General features: G+C 67.2%; 23 protein-coding genes. 7 read left to right on the forward strand and 16 right to left on the reverse strand.

Going from position 1 to position 20,035, the window contains the following annotated elements; genetic code table 11:
- Positions 1-9 precede the first annotated feature (9 nt).
- From ACW62_RS18870 to ACW62_RS18895, 9 genes are all read right to left on the reverse strand, one after another.
- Positions 10-1,440 (reverse strand): replication initiator, encoded by a 1,431-nt coding sequence (locus tag ACW62_RS18870; RefSeq protein ID WP_053205656.1) that lies wholly within the window; start codon positions 1,438-1,440, stop codon positions 10-12.
- A 137-nt stretch (positions 1,441-1,577) separates the two neighbouring features.
- Positions 1,578-2,342 carry a DNA cytosine methyltransferase gene (locus ACW62_RS33290; protein WP_083459923.1) on the reverse strand — a complete coding sequence of 255 codons (765 nt, stop codon included), beginning with the start codon at positions 2,340-2,342 and terminating at the stop codon, positions 1,578-1,580.
- The gene (locus ACW62_RS18875) at positions 2,339-3,841 is read right to left on the reverse strand and encodes a hypothetical protein (RefSeq protein WP_053205657.1); all 1,503 of its coding nucleotides are present in this window, start codon (positions 3,839-3,841) and stop codon (positions 2,339-2,341) included. Before ACW62_RS18875 ends, ACW62_RS33290 begins: the two co-directional genes overlap by 4 nt.
- Positions 3,838-4,050 (reverse strand): hypothetical protein, encoded by a 213-nt coding sequence (locus ACW62_RS18880; protein WP_053205658.1) that lies wholly within the window; start codon positions 4,048-4,050, stop codon positions 3,838-3,840. The genes ACW62_RS18875 and ACW62_RS18880 overlap by 4 nt, the downstream gene beginning before the upstream one ends.
- A 3-nt stretch (positions 4,051-4,053) precedes the next feature.
- Positions 4,054-4,203 carry a hypothetical protein gene (locus tag ACW62_RS34140; RefSeq protein WP_157574843.1) on the reverse strand — a complete coding sequence of 50 codons (150 nt, stop codon included), beginning with the start codon at positions 4,201-4,203 and terminating at the stop codon, positions 4,054-4,056.
- A 15-nt stretch (positions 4,204-4,218) separates the two neighbouring features.
- Complete coding sequence (locus tag ACW62_RS34145; RefSeq protein WP_157574844.1) at positions 4,219-4,392, reverse strand: hypothetical protein; 174 nt, start codon at positions 4,390-4,392, stop codon at positions 4,219-4,221.
- Between the two features lie 6 nt (positions 4,393-4,398).
- On the reverse strand, positions 4,399-4,629 hold the full coding sequence (locus tag ACW62_RS34150) for a hypothetical protein (protein ID WP_157574845.1): 231 nt from the start codon (positions 4,627-4,629) through the stop codon (positions 4,399-4,401).
- Positions 4,630-4,939: 310 nt separating this feature from the next.
- Complete coding sequence (locus tag ACW62_RS18890; RefSeq protein WP_053205660.1) at positions 4,940-5,176, reverse strand: hypothetical protein; 237 nt, start codon at positions 5,174-5,176, stop codon at positions 4,940-4,942.
- On the reverse strand, positions 5,176-5,601 hold the full coding sequence (locus ACW62_RS18895) for a hypothetical protein (RefSeq protein WP_053205661.1): 426 nt from the start codon (positions 5,599-5,601) through the stop codon (positions 5,176-5,178). Before ACW62_RS18895 ends, ACW62_RS18890 begins: the two co-directional genes overlap by 1 nt.
- Before the next feature lie 170 nt (positions 5,602-5,771).
- On the opposite strand from ACW62_RS18895, the gene ACW62_RS18900 reads away from it, so the two are divergent.
- Together ACW62_RS18900 and ACW62_RS18905 are read left to right on the forward strand one after the other, a co-directional pair.
- Entirely contained in the window at positions 5,772-6,536 is a 765-nt protein-coding gene (locus ACW62_RS18900; protein ID WP_053205905.1) for a GntR family transcriptional regulator, read from the forward strand.
- Entirely contained in the window at positions 6,533-6,958 is a 426-nt protein-coding gene (locus ACW62_RS18905) for an NUDIX hydrolase (RefSeq protein WP_053205662.1), read from the forward strand. The genes ACW62_RS18900 and ACW62_RS18905 overlap by 4 nt, the downstream gene beginning before the upstream one ends.
- 14 nt (positions 6,959-6,972) lie before the next feature.
- Here the strand turns inward: ACW62_RS18905 and ACW62_RS18910 are convergent, their stop codons facing one another.
- Together ACW62_RS18910 and ACW62_RS33295 are read right to left on the reverse strand one after the other, a co-directional pair.
- Complete coding sequence (locus tag ACW62_RS18910) at positions 6,973-8,979, reverse strand: BbrUII/HgiDII family restriction enzyme (protein WP_083459924.1); 2,007 nt, start codon at positions 8,977-8,979, stop codon at positions 6,973-6,975.
- Positions 8,972-10,042, reverse strand: a complete 1,071-nt coding sequence (locus ACW62_RS33295; protein WP_083459925.1) for a DNA cytosine methyltransferase — start codon at positions 10,040-10,042, stop codon at positions 8,972-8,974. The genes ACW62_RS18910 and ACW62_RS33295 overlap by 8 nt, the downstream gene beginning before the upstream one ends.
- A 285-nt stretch (positions 10,043-10,327) precedes the next feature.
- Between ACW62_RS33295 and ACW62_RS36580 the strand changes: the two genes are divergently transcribed.
- Positions 10,328-10,738, forward strand: coding sequence for a very short patch repair endonuclease (locus ACW62_RS36580; protein ID WP_083459926.1), 411 nt, complete (start codon positions 10,328-10,330; stop codon positions 10,736-10,738).
- 92 nt (positions 10,739-10,830) lie between these two features.
- Positions 10,831-11,472, forward strand: coding sequence for a hypothetical protein (locus tag ACW62_RS18915; RefSeq protein WP_053205664.1), 642 nt, complete (start codon positions 10,831-10,833; stop codon positions 11,470-11,472).
- A gap of 1,178 nt (positions 11,473-12,650) precedes the next feature.
- Here ACW62_RS18915 and ACW62_RS33305 read toward each other — a convergent pair.
- A complete protein-coding gene (locus ACW62_RS33305) occupies positions 12,651-13,310 on the reverse strand; it encodes a tyrosine-type recombinase/integrase (protein WP_083459927.1) in 660 nt (219 codons plus the stop codon).
- A gap of 633 nt (positions 13,311-13,943) precedes the next feature.
- Between ACW62_RS33305 and ACW62_RS18925 the strand changes: the two genes are divergently transcribed.
- Positions 13,944-14,624 carry a hypothetical protein gene (locus tag ACW62_RS18925; protein ID WP_053205666.1) on the forward strand — a complete coding sequence of 227 codons (681 nt, stop codon included), beginning with the start codon at positions 13,944-13,946 and terminating at the stop codon, positions 14,622-14,624.
- Positions 14,625-14,983: 359 nt separating this feature from the next.
- Here the strand turns inward: ACW62_RS18925 and ACW62_RS18930 are convergent, their stop codons facing one another.
- Together ACW62_RS18930 and ACW62_RS18935 are read right to left on the reverse strand one after the other, a co-directional pair.
- Complete coding sequence (locus ACW62_RS18930; protein WP_053205667.1) at positions 14,984-15,571, reverse strand: dihydrofolate reductase family protein; 588 nt, start codon at positions 15,569-15,571, stop codon at positions 14,984-14,986.
- A 50-nt stretch (positions 15,572-15,621) separates the two neighbouring features.
- Positions 15,622-17,202, reverse strand: coding sequence for a carboxylesterase/lipase family protein (locus ACW62_RS18935; protein ID WP_053205668.1), 1,581 nt, complete (start codon positions 17,200-17,202; stop codon positions 15,622-15,624).
- Between the two features lie 260 nt (positions 17,203-17,462).
- Here ACW62_RS18935 and ACW62_RS18940 point away from each other — a divergent pair, with 260 nt between their 5' ends.
- On the forward strand, positions 17,463-18,083 hold the full coding sequence (locus ACW62_RS18940) for a dihydrofolate reductase family protein (RefSeq protein WP_053205669.1): 621 nt from the start codon (positions 17,463-17,465) through the stop codon (positions 18,081-18,083).
- Positions 18,084-18,189: 106 nt separating this feature from the next.
- Here ACW62_RS18940 and ACW62_RS18945 read toward each other — a convergent pair whose 3' ends face one another.
- Positions 18,190-18,954, reverse strand: a complete 765-nt coding sequence (locus ACW62_RS18945; RefSeq protein WP_053205670.1) for an SDR family NAD(P)-dependent oxidoreductase — start codon at positions 18,952-18,954, stop codon at positions 18,190-18,192.
- 133 nt (positions 18,955-19,087) lie between these two features.
- The gene (locus ACW62_RS18950; protein WP_053205671.1) at positions 19,088-19,669 is read right to left on the reverse strand and encodes a DinB family protein; all 582 of its coding nucleotides are present in this window, start codon (positions 19,667-19,669) and stop codon (positions 19,088-19,090) included.
- Positions 19,670-19,717: 48 nt separating this feature from the next.
- Here ACW62_RS18950 and ACW62_RS18955 point away from each other — a divergent pair, with 48 nt between their 5' ends.
- Positions 19,718-20,032, forward strand: a complete 315-nt coding sequence (locus ACW62_RS18955) for a hypothetical protein (protein WP_053205672.1) — start codon at positions 19,718-19,720, stop codon at positions 20,030-20,032.
- The last annotated feature ends 3 nt before the right edge of the window (positions 20,033-20,035 follow it).

Genomic DNA, 20,035 nt, shown 5'->3' on the forward strand with positions numbered 1-20,035 from the left:
TTCCGGGGTTCAGGTGCGAGCAGCGTCCGCTCGTCGAATGCGAGTGAGGGTGTGGGTGCGGACGGCCTGGGCGGCGTCGTGGTCGGTGAGGTAGCCGCGCCCGGCATACGTCCAGGACCCGAGCGTGACGATCGTGTCGTCGGTGTCCGCCTGGTCGGGGTCGGTGTCGAGGACGTCACGGACGGTGGCGTCGGGGTTGAGGCGGGCGCGGCGGCGGCGCCAGGTGCGGCGGGCCGAGCGCAGCTCCCCGAACGTGACCGAGTAGCGGCGCGACTTGGTGATGGGGTGGCCCCGGTAGCCGAGTGTGCCGAGGTGGCGGCCGATGAGCCGGTAGTCCTCATGCACAGCGGACAGGGCGTGCGCGGCGGCGATGATCCGGATCGCGTGTTCGGTGGCCCCGGCGTGGCGGGCGTCCATCGCGGAGCGGATGCGGGTGTCGACGGGCAGCCCGAACGCCTCCACGCCCTTGGTCAGGTACTTGGACAGGTACGCGGCGACCTGTTCCGGGTGCGCCGGCCCAGAACTGTTGTCGCGGCCTGCGCCGGCGGTGATGGTGCGGGTGTCGAGTTCGGTGCCCCACCGCAACCGCAACGTGTCGCCACCGGGTGCGGGCGCATCAACCCAGATGTGGGCGGCGGCGTCATGGACGGCCTGTTCGAGCTGAGCGACGGTGATGGCCAGGTCCGGCGGGGTGGCCGGGCCTGCGGGTCCGTCGAGGCGGAACGCGGCGTGCATGTGCGCCAGCCCGCGGGCTTGCAGCTCGGTGACCTTGCCGTAGGCGATCCGGCACCGCTGGGCGAAATCCTTCTGCGTCAGGCCCGCGGCCTTGGCCAGGTGGCGGCGCAACGACTGGGTGAAGTAGCGCCACAGCTCCGGGGCGTGCCACTGCCAGATGGCGTGCCCTGTGTAGTCGTAACACTCGAAGCAGAGCGCTTGCCCGGCGACAGTGTCGTCACGGTCGTGGCGGGCGAAGCAGTACAGCGGGCGGCCATGTGGGCAGACCGGCTTGTCCCGGCGGGGACGACACGGCGGGCGGCGACCGTTCTTGGCCGGGTCGGTGGCGCGGTGCACGGCCCCGAACGACGGCGCGGTCAGCGTGACGAACGTGGCCGGGTGATCCCGGACGGTGTCGGGGACGTCCTTGCCGCCCATCAGCCCGCAGGCCAGCACATGCCACGCGTCGCCCTTGTACTCCCGCGAGCAGGACGGGCAGACCGCTTCCCGGCGGTTGCCGCAGCGCACGTAGGTGTAGCCGTCGTGCTCATCATCAGACGAGTAGTTGCCGACGACCTCACCCGTGGCCGCGTCGACGTGCACGGAGCTGCCCTGCAGTCGGATCGGGTTGGTACACCCCCGCGTGGACCGCTCGGCGTCCGACACCGAGAGCCGGGCGGCGAGCTGGTCCACGTCGAGCGTGGCCAGGGCGGCGGTCGACGTCACGGGTCAGGGCTCCAAGAACCAGCGACCGCAGCAGCAGGTCGGCAGACGGCGGTCATCAGCGCTCAGGCGAGTGCCGTGCGGGTTCGGGCACTCCTCACATCGCCTGTCGGCACAGACATTGCAGCGGTAGACGGTGGTCATGCGGCGGCCCTCACGTCCGTGACGGTGGTCCTCGGGAACGCGGTAGCGGTGATCAGGTGGCCGAGGTGTTCGATGACGGCGGGGACGACGGCGTTGCCGAGGGCGGTGCGTCGGTCCATCCCGCGGGGAACCCCATAAGCCACTCGATCCAGGTCGGGTTCAGCGGGCCACGCAGGACGTCGACCAGCCGGGGTCCGCCGTGTTTGCCGGCCCTCTTCACCAGGGTGGCGGGGCTGATGCAGCCGCGAGCTCCGTCGGAGGCCATCGGTGTGGGCCAGACCGAGCAGCCGGCGGCGTGCGTGTGGGGCACCCACTGCACAAGCGGAGGCCCACCCCACGCGGTGGCGGTATCCAAGTCGAACAAGGTCGGCGTGGACGAGGTCCAGTCCTCGGGTGCGCAGACCGGGCACGTTCTCCCACAGCACCCAGGTAGGTCGGACGGCGGCGATGACGTCGGCCATCGCGGGCCACAACCAGCGTTCGTCTTTCGGTCCGAGGCGTCGTCCGGCGTTCGAGGACGGTTGGCAGGGGAATCCGCCGGCGACGACATCGACCCGCGGCCTGTCCGGGACCGAGTGCCACCAGTTCGCGGCGGTGCGGACGTCGTCATGGCGGGGTACCTCCGGCCAGTGTCGGGCCAGCACGCGCCGGCAGTAGGTGTCGATCTCGACCTGACCCACGATGCGCATGCCGGCGCGTTGGAGGCCGAGGTCGATGCCGCCGATCCCGGAGAACAGCGACAGCACGGTCAGGGCACTCATGCCGCCGCCTCCCCGTCCTCGTCCCGGTCTTCCTGGTGGTCGCTGTCGGCCGGGGTGAGGCCGGGTGTGACGAGCGGCAGCAGGGTCCGGAGGTCGCGGCGGTGGTGGGCGGTGTCGGTGGCGATGCGTTCGGCGAGGTCTTCGGGGACGTAGGGGAAGCGGACGCGTTCGAGGTTGCCTTTGTCGTCGGCGACCACGGCCACGCCGGGTGTGAGTTCGCTGATGCCGGTGGGGGTGATGGTGGTGCCGTCGAGGGCGTCGTCTCCGAGGATGGAGACGGCGGCGGCGCGGGATTTGACCCGCCACGCGGTACGGATCGAGGTGTTGTCGCGGATGTGGGTCGGGAGGGTGTCGCCGGTCGGCTTCTGCGTGAGCAGCCGGGTCACGACCCCGGCGGATCGGTACTTCTTGACCAGGCGGCCCATGAGTGCGGTGATCTCGTTGGCCAGCTCGCGTTGTGCCTTGTCGGTGATGGCGCGGGCCTCGGTCCAGGTCTGGACCTCATCGACGATGACGACCAGCCACGGGTGTTCGGGCACGATGGGCAGGTTCCAGTAGTTGGAGTTCCCCCGCCGTTCGCGCTGCGTCCTGACCCGGTGTTGAGCGACCCGCACCACGGTGGCGAGGGCGTCACGGACGACGGTGAAGTCCTCGTCATCGGCGATGTAGATCGAGGCGCGGGGTTCGATCCAGGCCCAGTCCTGACCGCCCTTGCCGTCGATGACGACGAACTGCACGGCGGGGTTCTGCATCAGCCCCGCCACGAGCGAGGTTTCGCCGGCCGTCTTGCCGGAACCGGGAAGTCCCCCGCCGACCTCGCCGGACACGTTGGCATACGAGCGGTGCCGCCACATGCCGTCCTCCCCGACCGCGAACGGCACACGCGCGAGGTCCAGCGACGGCGCAACGTTCGTCAGGGTGAGGCCGTCTGCGAGCACGTCGCGGCGGGAGACGAGCAGCCGCACCCACCCCGGTTTCGGGGAGGTGACGCGGACTTCCCGGGCGGACAGGGCGTGGGCGAGGTCTTCGGCGCGGCGGGTGAAGTCGTCGGGGATCTGCCCGGCCCGCAGCCGGACGTGGAGTTGGTCACCGGCCGGGACGGCACGCACCCGGACCAGGATCGGTGCCTCGTCGTCGCCCTTCGGGTTGGGTTTCTTGGTCAGCCCGCACGCCTGGCAGAGCCGCCGCCAGCGCCACCGGTAGAGCAGCGGCCCACGGATCGAGCCGAGCAGCCGGGACCGGATCGGCGCGAACGAGCGCGGGTGCACGTGGTGCCACACGACACCGAGGGCGACCGGAGCGACGGCGGCGGCGAGCAGGAGCGGCCCGTCAGCGACCGTCACGAGGACGGCGACCAGGACCACGGTGAGGGTCAGGATCAGGTGCCGGAACGGCCACCGGAAAGTGGCCCAGCCACGGTGCCAGGCACCACGGACGCGGCGGCCGATCCAGGCGAGCGGGATCGTCTTGGCGAGGGTGAGAGCGGTGTTGGGGTTCATCGGGGCAGTCCTTCGTCGTCGAGCTGGGCGGCCACAGCGGCGCGCATGTTGGCCTCGAAGCGCTCCACGCGGGTGGTGCACCAGCAGTCCGGGCAGAGCGTCCCGGCCCGGTACAGCGGCATCCCCGCGCCGTTGAGGCGGGTACCGCAGCGGTTGCAGTGCCGGGTGTGCAGACGCGGGCGGCGCGTCCTGCGAAGCAGGGTGGGCATGGGTCACACCACCCGGTCGATGGTCTGGCGCGGGATCATGCGGCGGCAGGTGTCGCAGTACAGGAACGCCGTGACCTTGGAGATCCACATCGGGTCCGTGACCTGGCGGCAGAACGAGCAGCCACCGTCACGGCGAGCGTTGGGAGTCGGCATCAGGTGCCTCCGGGGTCAGAGCCGGGACGGGTCGGGCAGACGCCACTCGGCGTCGGGGTCGGGCAGACACTCCGGGCAGCGGGCGTTACCCGCCACGGACCCGGCGTCGTTGAAGACGAACCAGCCGCCGGACTCGCCGGAGTCGAGCGTGGTCGCGCGGCAGGAGTCGCAGCACAAGATCCGGTACATGGCGGGTCACCTGGCGAACCGGGTCGCGCGGATCAGGCCGCCGGAGCGCCGCAGCGCTTCTTGCCAGTGATCGCGGCAGACCTCCAACTCGTCACCGGAGGCATCGGCGATCACCACGAACGCGGCGGCACCGCACTCGTTCCAGAGCGCACAGCGCTTCACCGACGACCACCACCCTTGACGGCCCGCCGGCGAGGCGACTTCGCGGGCTTGCCGGCCTTCGCACACGAAGCGCACGCGATGTCCGGTTGGTCGGCCTGGTGCCGGCCACAGTCGGTGCAGGCGAACCCGTAGACCGGGCCAGCAGCGACCTGCTGAGCGGCGAACAGGACCGGGTCGCCGTTCACCGGGACCACAGCCCAAGAGCAGTAGCGGTCGTGCCGACGACACCGCTCAGGAACAGCAGCGCCAGGACCACGAGCGGGAGCGCCCACGACGTAGCGCGGGCGGTACGGTTGAACATGCCTCTCCCCTCCTCATCAGGGGGTTGGAGATGGAAGCCGCCGGGGACCGAAGGTGTAGGAGCCAGTCCGGTCCCCGGCGGTGCTCATCGAGGGGCAGCAGCCCCCGGGGTGCCCGCCTGAGTGGCGAGCTTCGTCGTCAGCGCGTCGGCTGCGACCATCGCGCACGCGGCCAGCCGGTACAGCACGCCCGGATCGAGCGTGACGAGCTGAACCGGGCCGGTGTTCAGGCCGTCGAGGAACACGCCACAGTCCAGCGGGTCGACCGTCACCGACTCATCGACGTACAGCACGCCGCCGGACGGAGCGAGCGACCCGGCCATCACGCGGCCTTGTCCTGCTGCTCACCGGACTGACGGCGGGCCTTGGTCGGGGCCTGGACGCCGGTGGCGCGGTAGCTGTAGGCCATCCGGGGCCGACCGCGACCCTCCTCCACGTACGGGGTCACCGTCATGCCGGTGAACTCGACCGGCCGGAACGGCAGACCGTGGATGGTGTCCGGCAGCGTCGGGCACACATCGGCCAGGATTTTGACCGTGATCGTCTCCTGACCCTTCCGCACCTCCGGATCCATGTCCTCCACCCGGACCTGCCACACCCGCAGGCCGGTGACCTTGTCGATCTCCTGAACCCGGTTGTCCTTGGTCGACTGGTCGAAGTTGTCGACCTGGGTGGCCTCACCACGGACCATCGCGCCGTGCGGGAACACCATTTCGTGGGTGACCGGGATACGTCCCTGCAGTGCCATCACTGCACCTCCTGTGCTCGTCGCCCGCCCAGGCTGGTGCGGGCTCATGATCAGAGGTTAACACATATGTCATAACCTGCAATAGGCAGGCTCCGCCTGTCGGATGATTGTCAACCATGGCGTATGGGGTAACGTCCTAGGTGACGTCATAAGCCGAGGTGAAAGCCGTGATGACCGTGGTCGATGCCCCACGCGCACGGTACCGCCAGGTCGCCGATGAGCTACGAGAGGCGATCAGACGAGGTGAGTACCGGCCGGGCGACATGCTGCCGAGCCAGCCTGACCTCGCGCGCCGCTACGGCCTCAACCAGACGTCGATCAACCGGTCGATCGCACTTCTCCGCGCGGAAGGCCTCGTGCGCGTAGAACACGGCGTCGGCGCGTTCGTCCAGGTCGTGCCAACCGTCAAGCGCACTCGTCGCGTGCCTCGGCCCGGCGGTGGCGGGAGCAGCTTCGCCGAGGAGATGCGCAATGCCGGACTCACCCCCCGCACACAGCTTGTGTCTGTTGACACGCGGCCCGCTCCCCCGGCCGTAGCGGAACGACTCAGCATCGGGGAAGACGACCCGGTTGTCACGAGGACTCGACACATGTTCGCCTCCGAGCGACCGGTCCAACTCGCCACGTCCTACATCCCCATCGCCGTCGCCGGCGGCGAAGACATCGCCCACCCTGACGTCGGCCCAACCGGCCTCTACAAGCGGCTCGCGGCGCGCGGCTTCAAGGTCACCCGGTTCCTGGAAGAGATCGAAGCACGTCGACCCGACGACGACGAAGCTGCGTTCCTGAACCTCACCGAAGCGCAACAGGTCTTGGAAGTTGCGCGAGTGGCCTATGCGGGAGATCGCGCCGTGGAGACAGTCATCAATGTCTTCCCCAGCCAGCAATGGCGCCTCGCATATGAGTGGCCCGCGCCGGGAGACGAGCAGGCATGACCAAGCTCCCCCGCCACTCCGTCAGCGTCACCGGAGTCGTCTTCGACGACAACGACCGGGTCCTCGCCATCCAGCGCCGCGACGACGACCGATGGGTCCCACCCGGCGGCGTACTGGAGCTGGACGAGACCCCAGAACAAGGCGTGATACGCGAGGTGCTTGAAGAGACGGGAATGCTCGTCAAGCCCGAGGTTCTGGTTGGTGTCTACAAGAACATGCGGCTCGGGGTGGTCTCGCTAGCTTTCCGGTGCCACGTGATCGCCGGCCACGAGCACACGACTCCCGAGGCACGCCGCGTCGAGTGGCTAAGTGTCGACGCCGCTCGGGAGAGAATGCCTGAGGCACGGTTCATACGCGTCGCCGACGCCATGCGCTCGCACGGTCCGTTTGTACGTGAGCACGACGGTTCCGACCTCCTGTGACTGAGGTTCGCTCCTCAACCCTCACCGTCCAGCGCCGCTAGGACCTTATCCAGCGCAGTCACGTCGATCTTCCGGTCACGATAATCCTTGTATCGTTTCTGCGCCGTATCCAGCAGCTTGTCATAGTAAAGGATGCGACCGTCAATGTGTGAAAGCTGCCGCCTTACAAGATCCTCAAGGTCGGCTTCGCCCAGATATTCGACCTTGGGATCCTGACCAAGCACGTACACAACCGAAATGTCCTGCACGCGTTCGTTCCGCTTGCGCAGCACTTCCGAGAGCGCCTCATGGTACTTCTCGCCTTGCTTACGTAGCTCGTCAATCGTAGTTACCCGACCGTACTTCTTGAGTTCCACGATCATGTGAACGCCAGCAGCCGTTCGGTACTGAATATCGATGCGACCCTGCTTCTGATTCTCCGCCTCGCTCTTGTTGAATAAGGTCCCCCTACGGACACGCGTCAAACTGATCTCCATGTCCGCATCGCCGGTGGCCCCCTCCCAGGAGGGATCGAGCAACCACATGTTCTCGAAGAGGTGTTTCTGCAACACCTTTTCCAGTTCATCGCGGTTGATCATATTCTCAAGGCGTTCGATCGCCTCCAACCGTGACCGCAAGATCTGGACATAGAGCGCATCCTCGTAGGACCTCGCGTTCGCCAGCAACGGCAGCACATCTGTCGCAAAGAGTCCGTCGGCGAACTTTTGAAGCTCCTTGGTTGTGGACTCAATAGCGATGCGCTCAAAGGCAAGAATGCTCGCCTTGTAAAGTGCTGGCCTGTGCGCCTCGTTATCGAGCCGCAGCGCTGCGACGGTCCCAATCACCTTGCGCGCAGCGTCACGTTGGCTCTCGGGCCTGTTCTCGACCCAATCACCTACGATCGGATACTTGACGGTAAGATCTTTGAACCGCTGCTTTGGCCGTTCAGCCGACCAGTCCTCTGCGGCAGTGTTGAAGGCGTCGCGAAGCTTACTGATCAAGAGATTGACCCGCTCATCGTCTTCGATCAATCTCTGACGATCGCTCGTAGCGATGTCGTCGGCGCCATCGATATCAAGAAACTCAGCTCGGATTTGGCCGGTTACATAACTCCCGAACAGCTTATTGAAGTCGAGTTGGTCGAGAATCCCTTCTTGAATGGGGCGCTTTCGAGCGATAATGATAATATTTCGCAGGGACTCTTGCGTGTCCTCAGGATCATTAAGTTCATCCGGGGTTCTGACCGTACCGAACCAACCTTCAAGCTTCCAACCCCGAGCGGCGTCGACAACATTGTCCTTAATCAACCAGACCCGCTTGACATTCGGCTTGGGGAAATCCTTGAGATCCGGCATGCCGAGATACCAGACATATTCAAGCCTTTTGAGATCTTCGCGGTCCTCGTACGTCACAGGAACACCGTCGATCTCGATTATGAAACGGTCAGGATCCGTATCCTCGAAACCGAGGGTATCGAAGCGTCTCGCTAGCCGCCGCCGTAATGCGGTGACGGAGACTCCTGTTCGCTTGCGATTCAGATCCCTGAGGACGATTCGAGTCCCCGTGGGCGGCAAGCTGTCCGGCACAGGGATAACCACAGGGTGATAGGTCTTCTTCTTCGCAATGTGCTCACGAAGCTCTGAGACCCGAACGCGGAACGCGTTGGCTTCGCCGTCCTTTACTGAATAGAGCGACACCTCTCCGGCGAGCGAGAATACCGACAGCTTACCTATCCCCTTCCGGCCCATAAATGGGCGCTCGAACTTCGGCGACCTGTCACCTTCTTCATCGCGCTTCTTGTACGCAACAGTGAGGTACCGTCTGTTTAGCTCCTCGCGGGTCATACCGGCACCGTCATCTTCGATGGTGATTTCATCGCCTGCGGCGTTCCATCGAATTGCCACCTTATTGGCGTCCGCATCCCATGCGTTCGCCACAAGTTCGGATAGCACTGCCGCGGCGTTGCTGTACAGATTCATCCCGAGCGACTCGACCACGGCTAGATCAACGCTAAATGTGTACGGCGCCGCCGAATCAGCCATCTTTGCCCCCTGCAATCGACTCGATTTTCGAAATGAACGCCTCGCCTACGGCACAGCCGAAGGGCGGCGGGACGGCATTGCCGATTAGTCGGCCAACCGTGAGGAGTTTTGGCCGTTCGTCGGCACTCACAAACTGATACTCACGCGGAAAGCCCTGCAGCATGGCGGCTTCCCGCAAGGACAGGCTCCGGTCCTGTTCAGGATGACCGAAACGGCCTGTTCCAAAGCTATACGCTTGCGTGGTTATCGTCGGCGACGGTTCGTCCCATTTCATGCGCCCATAGAATGCCTGGAAGCTGGCACCCGTCTTCTTCTTGTGGCACTCGGCTAGCAGCTTCTCTGGCCAATCGCGCCAAGTTCCGCCTGGCTTGGATGCTTGCATTCGAGCGAGATTTAATGGCGTCAAGCTCCGAGCCATGTGAAGAGGGTCGCTCGGATCTGTTTCACCATGACGCAGTGCCGGAAGTGTAGCGATTACATCCTTTACGGTTCTAAACTCGGATCGCTCCAGGCTACCTTTGGGCAAACGAACGACGCCTATTCGAGAAGCAATCAGCACGAGGCGTCGGCGTTCCTGTGGAAGCCCGAACTCGGGACCGTAGAGCGTTCCGTAGTCAACTGCATATCCGAGCTCCCGCAGCTTTGCGACGAACTCGTGGAACACTGTCATGCGACCGAGACGGGTGACATTCTCCATTGTTACAAAATGAGGCATAGCCTCCTCGACCAACCGACCGAAATGCGCGAGCAGGTCCCAATTCTCCTCGCTGCTCGTGTCCTTTCCTCGCCGATGACTTGAAAACGGCTGACACGGCGCACATCCGGCAAGCAGGCGGTATTTTGCTTCAGCGTGCCACAAGTCGGTTAGATCCCGACCCGTTACTTCTGCCACGTCCTTCAGTAAGAACTTTGCCCTGAGGTTGGCTTCGTAGGGGTATGCGCAGGCGGGATCAAGATCGATGCCGGCAGCTACCTCGACGCCGGCCTGCTTCAAGCCCAACGACAGCCCGCCGGCGCCGCAGAACAGGTCAATCGCACTGACTTTAGGTGGCACACGACGCATGGTCGGAGCCTAGCTTGGGGGTGGGACACTCGTCGACGGCCTTGGCACGTTGAGGCGGAAGTTGTTACACCTGGGAGCAGTGAGCGGCTGCGACTGCCGCCCTCGCAGTTCACGGACTCGTCGAACGCCATGCATGTCATCGCCCGACCGATCCGACCTTCCGAGGCCCCCGAGCGTGACCCGATGGGCCGTCTCGCGGTCGCGCACCTCGCCCCTGGAGGCATCGGCGATAGCCTGCACTACGTGGTCCACGCATCTTCACCTGTCACGCCGAACCGAGCACCCATGCCGACGTCTGAGCATGTTCAAGGTCGCTTCCGTGCACAGGCGAGGCGCGACACGTCGCCCGAGATGGCGCTGCGGCGCGAGCTGCATCGACGCGGGCTTAGGTACCGCGTCCAGCGACGGCTCCTCCCCGGTGTGCGACGAACGGCCGACATCGTCTTCGGCCCTGCGAAGGTTGTCGTTGACGTACGAGGATGTTGGTGGCATGCGTGCCCCGAACACGGCACGACGGCCAGGCACAACGCCGACTGGTGGCGCCAGAAGCTAGCTCGGAACGTCGCGCGAGACGCGGAGACCGAGAGCGCGTTGCGTGCCGCCGGCTGGGAGGTGATCGTCGTATGGGAGCACGAGAACCCCTCGGACGCAGCAGCAAGAGTCGCCGTGCTCGTCCGCCAGCGGAATGCCATGTGAGCTGAGCCCCTTGGGCGAGCGGACGGCTACCTGCCGCTGCGACGTCCAGGGTGACTTGCCGAACCGATGCGACGCGAGGATGATCACTGCGCGTGGAGATCTGGGCGTTGATCAACGAGACACTCGCTGCTTCGTGGCCAATGGTTGTCCTCGTCTTGGTTCTTACCTTCCTGGCTCTATTTCGACATGAGATCGCTGACTTGCTCAAGCGACTTCGAAAGGCGTCGGCTGGACCGCTCGCACTGGAGATGGAGAAGCTTCCCGAGGTAAAGCAGATCAACGCAGACCGCAACCGGCAGTTGCTTACTGCGGCCGAATCCGTGGCGCACCGCTCTATGCAGCGGAGGCCAGATGCTCGCGATGCGCCTCAGTTCACACGTGCGCAAGTTGAAGAGTTCGTAAAGATCGCGGCGGAGGCAGGCTACGAGACTGGTGAAGTCCGGATGTTCCAAGGTGAGGTAGAGCCAGTAATCGGCTGGATCGATGACGCTCCGCAAATTGAGTATTGGCAGAGCAGGCGCCGCGCCCACCTGAGCAACTGGCAGCTCAGCCGCATCAGACAGCTTCGGCATGAGATGCAAGAGCTACAGGCCCAGATCCAGAATCCCGCCGCGGAGGTCACGCCCCAGCAGGTCACCGCCCTACGCATGCGACGCCGAGCGCTACTTCAAGAACTGGCCGTCCTCGACCCGTTGGCCCCAGAGCTGCGATCCAATGATCCGAACGGCAGTTGACGGACTTCGAGTCTACTTCCCGACGTTCCGTCGGCGCTCGCGGTGAAACGCCGCCAGTGCGACCTGCATCTCGCTCCGTCCGGCAGGCCGCGAACCAGCCTTCCTCAGCCCAATGAGCGAGATCAAGATACGTCGTCTCTGTTCCCACGGCGCGGGCGAGGACCGGGCAATCCACCGGTATGAGCGCGGTCAGCAGCCGCCCCCATGGCTCCAGCAGGACGCTGGTCAGCCCAGCGACCCACGGCCAGCAGCACGAGCCGTCAACGCCCCCTCGGCGCACCGCAGGTACGTCCTACTTCCGGCTACCCTTCGGCGGCAGGCCCCATCACCTCACTCCTCCTCGGCCCGGTGACGGCGATGGTGGCCACGGTGAGAACTTTCTTTACTCCGTTAAAGCGGCTCGCTGCGCTCGCCGCGCCGCCCTCCCGGCTGCGCCGGGCGTGCGGCCTTCGGCCGTTCCGGGCGCACCGTACGGGCGGCACGAACGCGACCAGGCCGGTGACGGATGAGAACGTGTCTCACCTGTCACCGGCCTGGTGATCCGCAACCCCAGGACCTGGCCACCCGATGCCACGCGCCCTCGCCCTCACGGAGAACGGCACGCGGCAGACGCCATGCCAGGCCGCCGCCGGCTCGGGAGCTGCACGAGCCGCAAGCCCCGGCGTCCGCTCCCAAGTCCCCCTAAGCAGCCGGCCACCTCTCCGTGAGGGCCCACCTCGACGCTACGCACATGATCACCGAGGGGAAGGGGGCCAGTTTCACCGACGAGAGCTGAGAGGGTCTGGCCGTCCCCCTCATGCCGTGATTGTCCGGCCTCCACTCCGCGAGTCAAGGGCACTCCGCTACGCTCCGTGTCGCTTCGCGATCTACGACCCTTGACACGCTCCACTCCGGCCTTGGGGCGGCAGTTATGAGGGGGAAGGCGCAGAGTGGCGACGGCGACGGAAGCCACACCTTGACCCACAGGAATGCTCTCCGGACGGCAAGAACCGAGGAGAGGACGACGACGGACCAACCGCCCGAACACGCTGGTCAGAGCCAGGATCCGCGAGTCAACGAGAAGGGCGATCAGCGCCCGGAGAAGAATCAGAGGGTTCCTGGTTCGAGTCCAGGTGCGGGAGCCAAACACCAAGGTCACAGGCCAGAGGGCTGTTCGGCTCCACATAGCGACCCATGGTTTACCCATGGTTTTCGCCTTCCGCCGCATCGCGGAACGCCGCATCGAGCGCAGTGGCGGCCGGGTTGGCGACTCGCCGGCCCATGTAGTTGTCCTGGGTCATCGACACGCGGGCATGCCCGAGCTGGTCGGCCACCTGCCGAGCGGAGAACCCGGCACCATCCATGACGGTCGCGGTCGTCTTGCGGTAGTTGTGCGAGGTCAGCCACTCCATCGCGGCCGGTCCCCTGGCCACACGGATGTCCCGGCTCGTGTTCGACGGGTCACGGAACCCGCCTCGGCTGTTCGCGAACACCGGGCGGTCGAGCTGTGTGCCCGGCACGAACCGACGCCTGAGCATCGCGACGGCTACGAGCGGAAGCGGCAGCGCCCGATCGAAGCGGCTCTTGATCCACTTCCGGATGAGGCCCTGGCCAGTGGGTCGACTACATCGCTGCGCGGCGAACCTCGGAGCCGACCCTGATGAAGCCGAACCCTCACTACCTGATCGAGGCAGTGTCGGCCCGGGGCGCCCGCTCATGCCTGCACCTTTGTCTGCGACTCCGATGCTGACGCCGTGGCAGCGGAGCGTGCTGGCGATCTCGCGGTCGGGTACGCCGACAAAGCCAGGCAAGGCCGAATGGCTCGCTGCGGCTGGAGCCGATGTTGTGATCGACTCCATGACAACTTTGGCGACGGTGCTCCGGGAGGCGAGAGGGATGACATCCTTTCCTCGCGCGTCAGAAGGCAGTTGGCGCCCAGCCTTCCGCCGTTGCTCGCGGTGAAAAGAGGCCAACGCGGGCGGCGTCGCGCTCCGTCAGGTAGGCCGCAAACCGGCCTTCGTCGACCCAATGAGCCAGGTTCAGATATTCCGTCCTTCGGTGCCAATGGCGCGGACCAGGAAGCCCGCAGCGACCAGTGCGACCCCCGCCGTCATAGCGAGCCTTCACCGAGCGCAGGCCAGCCATGTGTCCGGCCGCTCGGGTAAGGATGTCGACGCGGCCATCAGCGAGCGCCCGCAGTTCCGGTGGCGCGGCGTGCGGTGTGACCCCGTCGAACGCGGCGCGTCGAGCTGTCGCGTTGAGCTGTGCGGCCGAGCTCTTGTCAGGGTCATGAGTCCGACCCACCGAGTACTCTCGCGAGACTGTTGTTTCGCCCGCGATCTAGGGTGCCAAGGTAGAGGTTCCAATGGGGGGGGTCGACGATGGTTGCCGAGCGGAGAATTGAGATACCAGCAGAAACGAAGCGGCAGGTCCGACAGCGGTGCGCTTTTGGTTGTGTAATTTGTGGAATCCCAGTTTATCACTATCACCATATGACGAACTACGCCGTGTCGCAGGACAATAGTGAATCCAACCTCACGCTTCTGTGCGGCACGCACCACGACGCTACAACGCGGGGCTGGTTGGGGGAAGACGAAATCCGCGGGAGTAACGATGAGCCGTTTAACCAGAAGCAAGGGCACACAACTCCCTGGGGTACCGGCCTGCGCGGCCCTGTCGCGGAAACTCAAGTCGTGCTGGGTACGACTGTCTTCTCATGGCCCGGGGAACCGTTCTTCCCGCTCATCGTGGACGGGGTGCCGATCATCGTCGTCGGAGAACAAGACGGCCGCCCGAGCCTTTCCGCCCAGTTCCTTGATGAGATGAACCAGCCTGCACTACTTATCCTCCAGAACGAAATCATCCTGTCCACCGAGGGATGGGATATTGCGTCAGAGGGGATGGCGTTCATTATCAGGTGCGAACTCAGGAAGATCTTTCTGGATATCGACTTCTCACAGCCGAACGTGGTGCATATAGCTCGCGGTCGACTGTTGTGCAATGGAGTTGAAATACTGCTCAGCAAGAAGGAAGCCAAGATCAACGGCGCTAATGTCGGGTTCGGCGAGAGCCACATCGTTATGCCTTGCGGACTCTTGGTCGGCCACAACCCTGGGAACGTCAACGCCTGGATGCTTGTGGACAACGTCCCCAGATATGGCGACCGCACCTAAGTGACGGATTGCACCGGTCGACCAGCCTCGTCTACGTCCAGCCGTCCGCGGGCGCCCGCAGCGGCCCATCGACGCACCTCTGACGGCACCCAGCGTGGGAGCGTCCACCCCTCACCGAGGCTTAGCAACACCAGATCACCAGCACGCAGTCGCCGACGAATTCGACTGGCGTTGGCCCGAACGTCCGCTCTACCGTGGCTGTTGAACTCGCCCAAGGCGCATCTACCCGGTAAGGGCGCGCCCGCAGTCGGAGAGGGTGGCAGCCCGTTCGAGCCGGGCCGGGTCCGAAGAGCCCCCACGCCACGGCGTGGGGGCTCTTGTCTGGACGATGGACGGGAAGCGCCGGGCGGCATCTCCCTCTAGTGTCGCACCGGGTAGCGCAGGTGCAGGGCCCGTCGGCCCTGCACGACCTCCGGATCCTCGAGCAGCTGGTGTCCGCCGCCGATGGTGGAGAAGTACGAGATCCCCTCCCCGAACAGCACCGGCACCAGGCTCACGCACACCTCGTCGAGCAGGCCGAGGGCGAGCGCCTGCTGCGTGACGTTCGCGCTGGCGATCGTGACGTCCTTGTCGCCGGCGATCGCCTTCGCCCGCTCGACCGCCGCCGCGACGCCGTCGACGAAGGTGGTGGTGGGCCAGCGCTCGGCGGCGTCCTCGGGCGGGTGGTGCGTCACCACGACGACCGGTGAGCCGGCCGGGTGCTTGTCGCCCCAGCCGTCGGCGATGTCGAACAGCCGCCGGCCGGCGATCAGCGCGCCGACGTTCTCGGTCAGGTCGCGCAGCACCGCCGCGCTCGCCTCGTCGACGGCGAAGCGGACGGTCTCGTTGGGGTTGTCGACGGCGACGTCGCCGGCCGCGTACCACTCGAACAGCTCGCCGATGCTGCCGTCGGGCTCGGCGATGTAGCCGTCGAGGGACATCGTCATGTGGCTCAGGACCTTGCTCATCGCGGACCTCCTTGGCTCCAGTCTGTACCGACCGCGTCCGGCCGGAGAACTCATCGCGGCAGTGACGACCAGAGGTCACAGCGGTGGGCGGCCGCGAACGGCGTCGGCGCGACCCCGGCGGAGGACAGGCCGAGGACGGTGCCGGTCGCGCCGAACTCGGGCCAGTGCGGCCGGCCGGGACCGTTCGGGTCGCCGGTGCGGGCGAACGCCGTCCAGTAGCCGATCATCGTCGCGGACAGCCGCTGCTGGTCCGCGTCGAGCGGCGGGTACGGGTCCCACGCCATGTCCAGGTCCCACAGGTACGACAGCTCCAGCCCGTGGAACGAGCCCATCGGGAAGCCGTCCACGACCTCGCCGCTGTCCTCGGCGAAACCGTAGGCGTAGACCGGCTGGTGGACGGCGGCGGCCTCGGCCGTGCGCAGCACCGGGCAGGCGCCGATGCTACCGCCCCAGTCGGTGACCACGGTCGCCAGCGCCACCGCCGGGTCGTCGCCCGTTGGGTACTCGGCCAGCACGGTCCCGGCGTCGTCTCCGAACGCGCCGGTGAGCAGCGTTCGGTAGTCGTCCGCCGTCACCGTCTCGCCGACGACGAAGGCGCGCATCTCGTCCCGTGTGGCGCCGGTCAGCAGCGGCACCCGCGCCGCCGAACCGTCCCGCAGGGCGTCCCCAGGCTGACGCGGCAGCGACGGCGTTCCGGTGACGGGGTTCCACGGGCGGTCCGCGACGCGCGCCGTCGGCCCGGTGCCGACCCGCGCCAGGACGCGGACCAGCTGCTCCGGCGCGACGTCGCGCAGGCAGCCTGCCGTGTCGGCGGCCCCGGCACAACCGAGATCGGCCGTCGCCCGCTCGCCGAACGCCTGCGCCGCGGCGAGGTCGGGCACGGGGTTGTCGCAGGCGCCGCTCTGCACGATCGCCCGGTCGAACAGGCCGCGCGCGTCTGGCGAGGCGAGCTGGGCGCACACCGAGCGGGCGCCCGCGGACTGGCCGGCCAGCGTGACGTTGCCCGGGTCGCCGCCGAACCGGGCCGCGTTGCGACGGACCCACTGCAGCGCCGCCGCCTGGTCCATCAGCCCGTAGTTGCCGCCCGTCTCGTCCAGTGCCGGCGCGGACAGGAAGCCGAGCGCGCCGATCCGGTAGTTCACGCTCACGACGACGACGTCGCCGGCGGTCGCCAGCCGGGCGCCGTCGTACTCGCGGGCGCCGCCGCTGGTGAAGCCGCCGCCGTGCAGCCAGACGAGCACCGGCAGCCGGTCGCCGCGCCCGGCCCGCGCCGGCACGGTGACGTCGAGGTACAGGCAGTCCTCCTGCCCGACGACGCCCTGCATGCCGCCCTGCGGACAGAACGGGCTCGGCGTCGTCGCGTCCCTGACCCCACGCCACGGCCGCACCCCGGCCGGTGGCCGCCACCGCCGCTCCCCCACCGGCGGCGCCGCGTACGGGATGGCGGCGTAGGTCACGTGTTCGTCGGCGACCGTGCCGCGCAGCCAGCCGGAGTCGACCCGGACGACGCCCGGATCCGGCCGCTCGGCGGCGGGATCCGTGGGGGTGGCGGCGGCGGTGGCAGCGGCGGCGAGGACGGTGGTGCTGACGGCGACGGCGGTCAGGGCTCGGACGAGGGCTCGTATCGACATGGCGGTCAGTCTTCGTCGGCGGAGCCGGCGGCGCGTCCGTCCAGCGGACCGATCGCCACTACGTCGATCCGCGTACTCCGTACGGCGAGCCGCGTACGCCGACGCTGTGACCAGGTACGTGATCGGTGCCGGCGCCGTGCGCGATGACCTGAACTCGGGCCGATTGCGTCTTGCGGCAACAGTATCCGCAGGACACTATTATCCTCCACCGAAACAGTAGACCGGCAGACACAGTGACGCCGGTGCGAGGAGGAGACCACGTGACAACCGTTAGTGGTCGGGTGACCTGCGACCTCTCGATCTCCGCCGACGGCTACTCGGCCGGGCCGGGCCAGACCGAGGAGCGCCCGTTCGGCGCCGACGGCGGCGACGGCTGGGGCAGCAAGCTGCACGCCTGGATGTTCGACGACCCCGAGCAGAGCCGAGCCGAGATCGACCGGATCAACGCCGCCCAAGCGTTCATCATGGGCCACGACATGTTCGGTCCCGTGCGCGGCGACTGGGACCGCGAGTGGAATGGCTGGTGGGGCGACAACCCGCCGTTCCACGCCCCGGTCTTCGTGCTCACCCACCACCCGCGCGACCCGCAGCCGATGGAAGGCGGCAGCACCTACCAGTTCGTCACCGACGGCATCGAGCCGGCGCTGAAGCAGGCTCGCAACGCGGCCGGCGACGGCGACGTGTCGATCATCGGCGGCGCGGCCACGATCAACCAGTACCTCACCGCCGGGCTGATCGACGAGCTCCGGCTGCACGTCGTGCCGATGACACTCGGCGCCGGCACACGCCTGTTCGACGGCGTCCCGTCGCTGCGGCTGGAGCAGGTGGCGTCGCGGGCGGCGACCGGGGTGACGCACCTGACCTATCGCGTGCTGCACTGAGCCTGCGTCCGGAGCTCGAGTTCCTCGACGGTGTGGTCGCCGTGCGCACACGCCCGGCGGGACAGGCCGTGATCGGTGCCGACGTCTAGTCTCCTGAGTCAGGAGACTAGGTGGCGGTGAGGCCGCCGTCGACGAGGAAGTCGGCGCCGGTGACGTAGCCGGACTCGTCGGAGGCGAGGTAGAGCGCCAGCACGGCGACGTCAGCGGGGTCGCCGAGCCGTTTGACCAGCAGCGGCGCGAGCACGGCGTCGAGAACCCGGGGATCGCTGAACAACGCGGCGGTGGCCTGGGAGGCGACGGTGCCGGGGCTGATGCTGTTGGCACGGATGCCGTGCGGCGCCCCTTCGGCCGCCAGCTGCCGGGTCATGGCGACGACGCCGCCCTTGCTGGCCGCGTGCGCGAGGCCGCCGTTCATCGCGATGCCGACGTGGCCCTGGACCGAGGCCGTGTTGACGATGACGCCGCCGCCGTTGGCGATCAGGTGCGGCCAGGCGGCCTGGGTCACGTAGAAGATCAGGTCCAACTCGTTGCGGATGGTGAAGTGCCAGTCGTCGTCCGTCAGCTCGGCAATCGGCGCGAACCGGGGCGCGGCGGCATTGTTGAACACGACATCGATGCGACCGTGCACGCTGGCGGCGTCGGCCACCCAGCGGCGGGCCTGCTGACTGTCGCCCAGGTCGACCGGCGCCATGCCGGCCATCTCACCGCCGGCCGCGGTCACCAGTTCGACCGTGCGCTCGTTCTCGGCCGCGTTCACGTCGCAGCCGACGACCTTGGCTCCCTCGGCGCTGAACAACTCGGCCGCGGCCCGGCCTTGGGCGCCGCCGGTCCCGGTGATGAGCACGACCTTCTGGTCGAGTCGTCCTGCCACTGGGCGCCTCCATCCGATCGGGGTCGATGCGCGGGACTCTTTCACACCCGCCCGCGGCCCGTGCGGACACCACGAGGGCCATCCCTGGTTCCTCGGGCTGGCCGATCTTCCCGGAGCCGGCTGTCCAGGACACTCACGCCGTGCGTGGCGCGAAGGCGTCGGCGGCCGCCTGGATGCGGGCCAAGTAGTCGCTCCAGACCTCCTCGTCGCCGAGATCGTCGTGGTCGGGGCCGCCCGCGCCGTCGATGAGCTCGCGGACGATGTCGGCGTGGCCGGCGTGCTGGGCGGTCTCGGCGAGCATGCGGATCAGAATCACGCCGAGCGTGGTGTCGGCGCGCTCGTCCGGCCAGTGCGGCACCCGGCCGGGCGCGTCGAGGTCGAGCTCGGCGAGGGTGGCGTCGCCGTGCGCGCACGCCCGCCGGTACAGGCCGACGAGGTACTCGCTGGACTGATCCGGCGTCGCCCACATATCGGCGCCGTCCCAGATCGAGCCGTCCTCCTCCCAGGCCAGCGTCTCGGGCGGCGGCCGTCCGAAGGTCGTGCCGAGGTAGCCGTATTCCATGCTCGCCAGGTGTTTGACCAGCCCGAGCAGATTGGTGCCGCTGGGCGTGAGCGGCCGGCGCAGGTCGTACTCGCCCAGCCCGTCGAGCTTCGACAGCAGCCCGGCCCGCGCCAGCTGCAGTTTGCGGTGCAGCTCTGACTTGAGATCCGCCATGGACCCACCCAACCACCCGGCACCGACAGGGTCGGCGAGAATCGGACGGTGAACGCCTGGGACCAGGACGGCTTCGGCGTCCGCGTCGACTGGGGCCCGGCCGGCGCGCGGCGGTTCGCCCCGCACGCCGCCTGCCTGGTGGTCGTGGACGTGCTGTCGTTCACGACGGCGGTGTCGGTGGCGGCCGACGCGGGCACGACGGTGTATCCGTACGCCTGGCGCGACGAGTCGGCGGCGGCCTACGCGGACGCCGTCGGCGCCCGGCTGGCGGTGGACCGGCGGGCGACCAGCGCCGGGCACCCGTGGTCGCTGTCGCCGGCGGCGCTGCGGACGAGCGACCCAGCGACGTGGTCCCGGTGCTGACGG

Source organism: Jiangella muralis (assembly GCF_001270745.1).
Lineage (GTDB): Bacteria > Actinomycetota > Actinomycetes > Jiangellales > Jiangellaceae > Jiangella > Jiangella muralis.

Coding starts and splice junctions, on each gene's coding strand:
- ACW62_RS33290 (WP_083459923.1), bottom strand. CDS start 2,342: ATGAGTGCCCTGACCGTGCTGTCGCTGTTCTCCGGGATCGGCGGCATC.
- ACW62_RS18875 (WP_053205657.1), bottom strand. CDS start 3,841: ATGAACCCCAACACCGCTCTCACCCTCGCCAAGACGATCCCGCTCGCC.
- ACW62_RS18880 (WP_053205658.1), bottom strand. CDS start 4,050: ATGCCCACCCTGCTTCGCAGGACGCGCCGCCCGCGTCTGCACACCCGG.
- ACW62_RS34140 (WP_157574843.1), bottom strand. CDS start 4,203: ATGCCGACTCCCAACGCTCGCCGTGACGGTGGCTGCTCGTTCTGCCGC.
- ACW62_RS34145 (WP_157574844.1), bottom strand. CDS start 4,392: ATGTACCGGATCTTGTGCTGCGACTCCTGCCGCGCGACCACGCTCGAC.
- ACW62_RS18890 (WP_053205660.1), bottom strand. CDS start 5,176: ATGGCCGGGTCGCTCGCTCCGTCCGGCGGCGTGCTGTACGTCGATGAG.
- ACW62_RS18895 (WP_053205661.1), bottom strand. CDS start 5,601: ATGGCACTGCAGGGACGTATCCCGGTCACCCACGAAATGGTGTTCCCG.
- ACW62_RS18900 (WP_053205905.1), top strand. CDS start 5,772: ATGACCGTGGTCGATGCCCCACGCGCACGGTACCGCCAGGTCGCCGAT.
- ACW62_RS18905 (WP_053205662.1), top strand. CDS start 6,533: ATGACCAAGCTCCCCCGCCACTCCGTCAGCGTCACCGGAGTCGTCTTC.
- ACW62_RS18910 (WP_083459924.1), bottom strand. CDS start 8,979: ATGGCTGATTCGGCGGCGCCGTACACATTTAGCGTTGATCTAGCCGTG.
- ACW62_RS33295 (WP_083459925.1), bottom strand. CDS start 10,042: ATGCGTCGTGTGCCACCTAAAGTCAGTGCGATTGACCTGTTCTGCGGC.
- ACW62_RS36580 (WP_083459926.1), top strand. CDS start 10,328: ATGCCGACGTCTGAGCATGTTCAAGGTCGCTTCCGTGCACAGGCGAGG.
- ACW62_RS33305 (WP_083459927.1), bottom strand. CDS start 13,310: ATGGAGTCGATCACAACATCGGCTCCAGCCGCAGCGAGCCATTCGGCC.
- ACW62_RS18925 (WP_053205666.1), top strand. CDS start 13,944: ATGACGAACTACGCCGTGTCGCAGGACAATAGTGAATCCAACCTCACG.
- ACW62_RS18930 (WP_053205667.1), bottom strand. CDS start 15,571: ATGAGCAAGGTCCTGAGCCACATGACGATGTCCCTCGACGGCTACATC.
- ACW62_RS18935 (WP_053205668.1), bottom strand. CDS start 17,202: ATGTCGATACGAGCCCTCGTCCGAGCCCTGACCGCCGTCGCCGTCAGC.
- ACW62_RS18950 (WP_053205671.1), bottom strand. CDS start 19,669: ATGGCGGATCTCAAGTCAGAGCTGCACCGCAAACTGCAGCTGGCGCGG.